This window comes from Corallococcus sp. AB045, assembly GCF_003668895.1.
GTDB classification, from domain to species: domain Bacteria; phylum Myxococcota; class Myxococcia; order Myxococcales; family Myxococcaceae; genus Corallococcus; species Corallococcus coralloides.
The window spans coordinates 1-5251 of the sequence record NZ_RAWN01000350.1; the positions used below are offsets into that span (position 1 = coordinate 1).

The 5251-nt window shown below is 70.3% G+C and carries 4 protein-coding genes; 3 read left to right on the forward strand and 1 reads right to left on the reverse strand.

Going from position 1 to position 5251, the window contains the following annotated elements; all coding sequences use genetic code 11:
• Positions 1-116: 116 nt before the first annotated feature.
• Positions 117-1649, forward strand: coding sequence for a cell wall metabolism sensor histidine kinase WalK (locus D7Y21_RS40175; RefSeq protein WP_121718528.1), 1533 nt, complete (start codon positions 117-119; stop codon positions 1647-1649).
• The gene (locus D7Y21_RS40180; protein WP_120561824.1) at positions 1646-2359 is read left to right on the forward strand and encodes a response regulator transcription factor; all 714 of its coding nucleotides are present in this window, start codon (positions 1646-1648) and stop codon (positions 2357-2359) included. The genes D7Y21_RS40175 and D7Y21_RS40180 overlap by 4 nt, the downstream gene beginning before the upstream one ends.
• A 10-nt stretch (positions 2360-2369) precedes the next feature.
• On the opposite strand, the gene D7Y21_RS40185 is transcribed toward D7Y21_RS40180, so the two are convergent.
• On the reverse strand, positions 2370-3068 hold the full coding sequence (locus D7Y21_RS40185) for a bifunctional 2-polyprenyl-6-hydroxyphenol methylase/3-demethylubiquinol 3-O-methyltransferase UbiG (protein ID WP_120561825.1): 699 nt from the start codon (positions 3066-3068) through the stop codon (positions 2370-2372).
• 217 nt (positions 3069-3285) lie between these two features.
• Here D7Y21_RS40185 and D7Y21_RS40190 point away from each other — a divergent pair, with 217 nt between their 5' ends.
• On the forward strand, positions 3286-4971 hold the full coding sequence (locus D7Y21_RS40190; RefSeq protein WP_120561826.1) for a hypothetical protein: 1686 nt from the start codon (positions 3286-3288) through the stop codon (positions 4969-4971).
• The last annotated feature ends 280 nt before the right edge of the window (positions 4972-5251 follow it).

Genomic DNA, 5251 nt, shown 5'->3' on the forward strand with positions numbered 1-5251 from the left:
CCCGAAGTCGACGCCCTCCCCACCCGCCGTATGCCTCCGGACAATGTCGGGAAGACTCCCCCCTCCCCCAAAAGCCGCGAGCACCCAGCCGCCGTCGCGTGTAGACACAGGGAGCCGTGTCTCGTCCCGCGCCCGTCATCCTCAGCTTCCGGCGCACGTTCGCGCTGCTCATCCTGCTGGTCGTGCTGCCCTCGGCCGGCCTGTCCGGCTTCGGCGTCGTGGCCATCATCAACGAGCGCGCCGCGGTGGAGAAACGCCTGGAGGCCGCGTGGCGGGGGACGCTGGCGGACCTGTCCGCGGAGGTGCCCCGCGCGCTCAGCAGCGGACGGTTGGAGCGCGTGGGCACCGAGCGGCTGGCCTTCCTCCTGCCGGATGACCAGGAGCTGTCCGACCCGGACGGCACCTTCCACGTGGAGAACGGGCTCATCCACACGAAGGACCCGCAGCTGGCGGAGGCCCTGGCGGCGCTGGTGCCGGAGGCCGCCTCGCTGCCCACGGTGCCCACCGTCTTCTCGCTCGCCACGGGAGGCCGCGCGGTGATGGTGGCCGCCGAGCGCCAGGGCGCCACCGTGCGGGGCGTGCGGCTGTCGGGCGTGGCGCTGGACTCGCTCCTGTCGGACAAGGCGCAGGGGCGGGCCACGTCGGAGCCGGTGCGCTTCACGCTGCTGCCCGTGCCGCGCGACACGTCCAGCGAGGGTGGGCTCGTCAACCGGCTGATGTCGGAGGTGGCCCAGGCGCGGCAGAACGCGATGGGGCCGCCGGTGCTCGCGGAGCGCGTGCTGTCCGCGCCGTTGCAGGACTTCCGCCTGGTGGTGCTGCCCATGGGCGAGGACCCGGTGGCGAGCGCGTCCACGCGCAACCGCGCCGTGTACGGCGTGCTCCTGGGCCTGTTCTATCTGACGCTCACCTTCGGCGTGGGCTACACCGCCCGCGTGCTCTACCGCGAGGCGCGCCTGTCGCGCATGAAGACGGACTTCGTGTCGCTGGTGAGCCATGAGCTGCGCACACCGCTCACCTCCATCCGGATGTTCATCGAGACGCTGGCCCTGGGCCGGCTGAAGGACCCGGCGCAGCAGCAGGAGGTGCTGGACCTGCTCACGAAGGAGACCGAGCGCCTGTCGGACCTCATCGAGCGGGTGCTGGACTGGGCGCGCATCGAGAACGGCCGCAAGGTGTACCAGCGCGAGTCCCTGCCGGTGACGGACGTGGTGGACGCGGCGGTGGTGGCCTTCCGCACGCAGCGGCACGGCGACGGCATGGAGTTCACCGTGAAGGTGGAGGACGGGCTCCCCCATGTCGACGTGGACCGGGTCGCGGTGGCGGGCGCGCTGCTCAACCTGTTGCAGAATGCCTACAAGTACAGTGGGCCCACCCACCGCAAAATCGCCCTCCGGGCACAGAGAGACGGCGGACACGTGAACCTGTCGGTGGAGGACAACGGAGTGGGCATCGCCAAGAAGGACCGCAAGCGCATCTTCGAGCGCTTCTACCGGGTGGACAACCTGCTCACGCGCAAGACGGAGGGCAGCGGCCTGGGGCTCGCCATCAGCAAGCGCATCGTGGACGCGCACGGCGGCCGCATCACCGTGAAGAGCGAGCCCGGCCAGGGCAGCTGCTTCACCCTCCAGCTTCCGGTCAGCCGCGCATGAGCACGTCCGTTCCCCAAGAGGAGAAGCCCCAGCGCATCCTGGTGGTGGAGGACGACCTGTCCATCCTCACCGGCGTGTCCATGAACCTGCGCTTCGAAGGCTACGAAGTGCTCCAGGCCCAGGACGGCCGCACGGGCCTGGCCAAGGCGCTGGACGAGGCGCCGGACCTGCTGGTGCTGGACCTGATGCTGCCGGAGCTGAACGGCTACGAAGTCATCCGCGAGCTGCGCCAGCGCGGCCGGGACACGCCCGTGGTGGTGCTGTCCGCGCGGGGCCAGGAGTCGGATAAAATCCTGGGCCTCAACCTGGGCGCGGACGACTACGTGGTGAAGCCCTTCGGCCTCCAGGAATTGCTCGCGCGCATCAAGGCGGTGCTGCGCCGCCGGTTCGGTGCCACGGGCATCACGCCGCCGCCGGTGACGTTCGGGGACGTGAAGGTGGACCTGTCCCAGCGCACGGTGGCGCGCGACGGGCAGCCGGTGGAGCTGACGGCGCAGGAGTTCAAGCTGCTGGCGCACTTCCTCGCCCACCCGGGCCGCACCTTCACCCGCGAGGAGCTCCTGTCCGGCGCGTGGGGCTACCACTACGAGGGCAGCGCGCGCACGGTGGACAACTTCATGCGCCAGCTGCGGCTCAAGTTCGAGTCGGACCCGGAAGCGCCCCGGCACTTCCTCACCGTGCGCGGCCTGGGCTACCGCTTCGAGCGCTGAAGCGGGCGCTTCAAGTCCCGGCGACGCCAATCTGGCGCAGGTCCTCCAGGTCGAAGGGCTTGCCGTCGAAGCGGCCGTAGCGCTCGCGCAGGGTGAGGCCGCTGGCGATGAGGGCGTTCTCCAGTTCCTCCGGCAGGAAGTGCTTCAGCTTGAGGCGGCGGATGGGGCTCTGGCCGCCCGCCGGACGCCGCTCGCGCAGGTGCAGGGCGAAGAGGGGGCGGCGGGGCTCCACGGCGGAGCCGGGCTCGTCGTCGTCGCGAGGCAGCACGGGTTCGCGCGGGGCGTTGAGCACGTCGTAGATGAAGGTCCCGCCGGGGGCCAGGTGGTGGCGCACGGTGGCGAGGAACGCCTCCAGGTCGTCGCGGCCGGGCATCAGGCCCAGCGCGTGCTGCGGAGCGAGCACCAGGGGGAACTGCTCTGGCAGCCGCAGCGCGCGGGGGTCCGTGGCGATGAGGCGCGTGCGCGCGGAGACGTCCGGGGATTCGGAGGCGCGGCGCTCCTCGGCGGAGCGGATCATCGCCTCGGAGGGGTCCACACCGACGGTGGAGAAGCCGTGGCCCGCGAGCGCCCAGGGCACCCGGCCGTTGGCGGCGCCCAGCACCAGCACGGGCCCGCCGTGTTCGGCGGCCTGCCGTGTGTAGAAGACGAGGTCCGGCTCCTGTCCCACGAGGGACAGCGGGGTGCGGCCGCGTGCGTCGTTGCCTGCCATTGCCCAGGCCCTAGCACGGTTGGGGGGCGCTCCGGGACCCCGGCGTTCACACATTGGGTACAGGGTTGCCCACCCGGTGTCGCTCAACCGACGCACACTGCCAGTGCCCCGACGGTTACCGGCCCCCGGGGGCTGGCACCCTCCTTGCCTTGATGGCCGCGAACAATGGTTTCGCGCCGGGGGACCTTCCCCCGGACCAGTGTGAGGTGGGCGGCATATGAAGCACGGGTGGCGGTGGACGGGGGCGCTCCTCCTGGCGGGAGCGCTGGGGTGGACGGGCTGCGGCGGGGACGACGGCGACACGACCCAGGTGGAGGTGCCGGTCACGCCCGTGGACGAGGACCCGCGGCTGCCGGACGCGGGCACGGGTGAGGTGGACGCGGGCACGCAGGTTCCCGACGCGGGCACGCAGGTTCCCGACGCGGGCACCGGGACGGATGCGGGCACAGGCACCGACGCCGGCACGGGGACGGATGCGGGCACCGGCACGGATGCAGGTACCGACGCGGGCACGACGGATCCCGGTGAAACGGAGTACGAGCTGCCGTCCGCGCCGGGCTGGACCTTCTACGGCCGCGAGCAGGGCGGGCCCCGCTTCGTCTACGGCGTGACCGCGGATGAAGGAGGCAACGTCTGGGTCGCGGGCGGCGAAGAGGGGCTGTTCCTCCTGAAGAAGGGAGAGAGCACCTTCCGGAAGTTCACGATCGCCGACGGCCTGCGTCCCTACGGCTACATGCCGGACGGCAGCGCGCCGACGGGCACGCCCTATCTCAAGGTCATCTCCGTCGCGGGCGCCTGGGACGGCGCGGTCTTCGTGGGCTACGCGGGCAAGCCGGCACCCGTGGACTGCGAAAGTGAATGGGACACCGCTGTTCAGGCCAGGCGGCCTGCGGACGCCAGCGTCTACAAGAGCGGTGACGCCGACCGCGTGGAGCTGCGTGCCGACGGCACCCTGAAGGTCGTGCACTACGACATCTCTTCCGGTCCGGGCGTGGTTTCAGGCTACGAGCGGCGGGAGAAGCTCTGCCACGTCTACCGGATCGCCTACGACAAGGACTCCAACCCCGATAACAGCAGCGTCTGGTTTGGCGGAAACCACGGCTTCGCCCGTGGAGATGCGCACTACGCGGGCGACCCGACGTGCAACGGGAAGCTGGAGTGCTCGGGCCTGGAAGAGCACAGCCACCCGGCCTACAGCGCGTTCATCTACAGCAACTACGCGAGCGATAAACTCCAGTACGGCACCGACTTCAGCAAGTACCAGGTCCGGGATGCGCTCCTGACGGACGCCTACTACGGCATCGCGCCCCTGCCCAACCACGACGTCTGGATTGGCGGCGCCAACCGCTCCACCAAGTACTACTACGGCACGACGGGCCTCAACTTCTGGAGGGCCCAGGAGATGACTGAGAATCGGGAGTACAAGTGGAACCGCCGGGACCTCTGGACGGATGCGGTGGGTGAGCAGGAATGGCCCTACGCCCGCCCCGAGGAGCGGACGGAGGACCTCGTCTCCGCGATGGCAGTCGTCCCCGACGGTACCAATCGCGTCTGGGTCAGCTCCTTCGCCAACGGGCTCCTGCAGCTCGACGCTGAGGGAAATGTCCTGCGCAGCTTGAAGAACGACCTCATCGCTCCGCACGTGGCCAGCGTCGCGGTGGATCCCCTGGACAACAGCGCGTGGGCAGGAGCTGCCTGGGGCGGCGGAATCAGCCGCGTGGGAGGGGGCGTCACGAAGTACAGCTACTCGCTCTTCGGCCAGCCTCTCTCCGGGCTGCGCATCCCGGACATCCAGGTGGACCGCTCCGGAGCCCGCCGCCGCATGCTCGTGGCCTTCACGCCCATTGAACCGGTCAAGGGTCCTGTCACCCCGGGCGCCATCGGCATCTACGAAGGCGACTGACGCCGCATCCACACCGAAGTCCTGACACGGCCGTCCTTCCCGTCATGGGGAGGGCGGCCGTTGTCTTGGAGCCCACCTGGGCCACCGCGATGCTTTCACCCTGAAGCATCCCAACCCGCGGGCACCGCCCCCCCTCTCGCACCGCGAGAAAACAAACCGGCACACACGCTTTTGACGCGCCGTGCCCGGCTGCCCACCTGCCGGGCACGGCCTGCACCGACAGACAGCCCGCGCGAGCCCGAAGCCGTCTAGAATCCCCGCCCGCTCATGCCCTCCGTTC

Bases quoted from the DNA above. Each gene is read 5' to 3' on its own strand.
- D7Y21_RS40180 (WP_120561824.1), top strand. From the start codon at position 1,646: ATGAGCACGTCCGTTCCCCAAGAGGAGAAGCCCCAGCGCATCCTGGTG.
- D7Y21_RS40185 (WP_120561825.1), bottom strand. From the start codon at position 3,068: ATGGCAGGCAACGACGCACGCGGCCGCACCCCGCTGTCCCTCGTGGGA.
- D7Y21_RS40190 (WP_120561826.1), top strand. From the start codon at position 3,286: ATGAAGCACGGGTGGCGGTGGACGGGGGCGCTCCTCCTGGCGGGAGCG.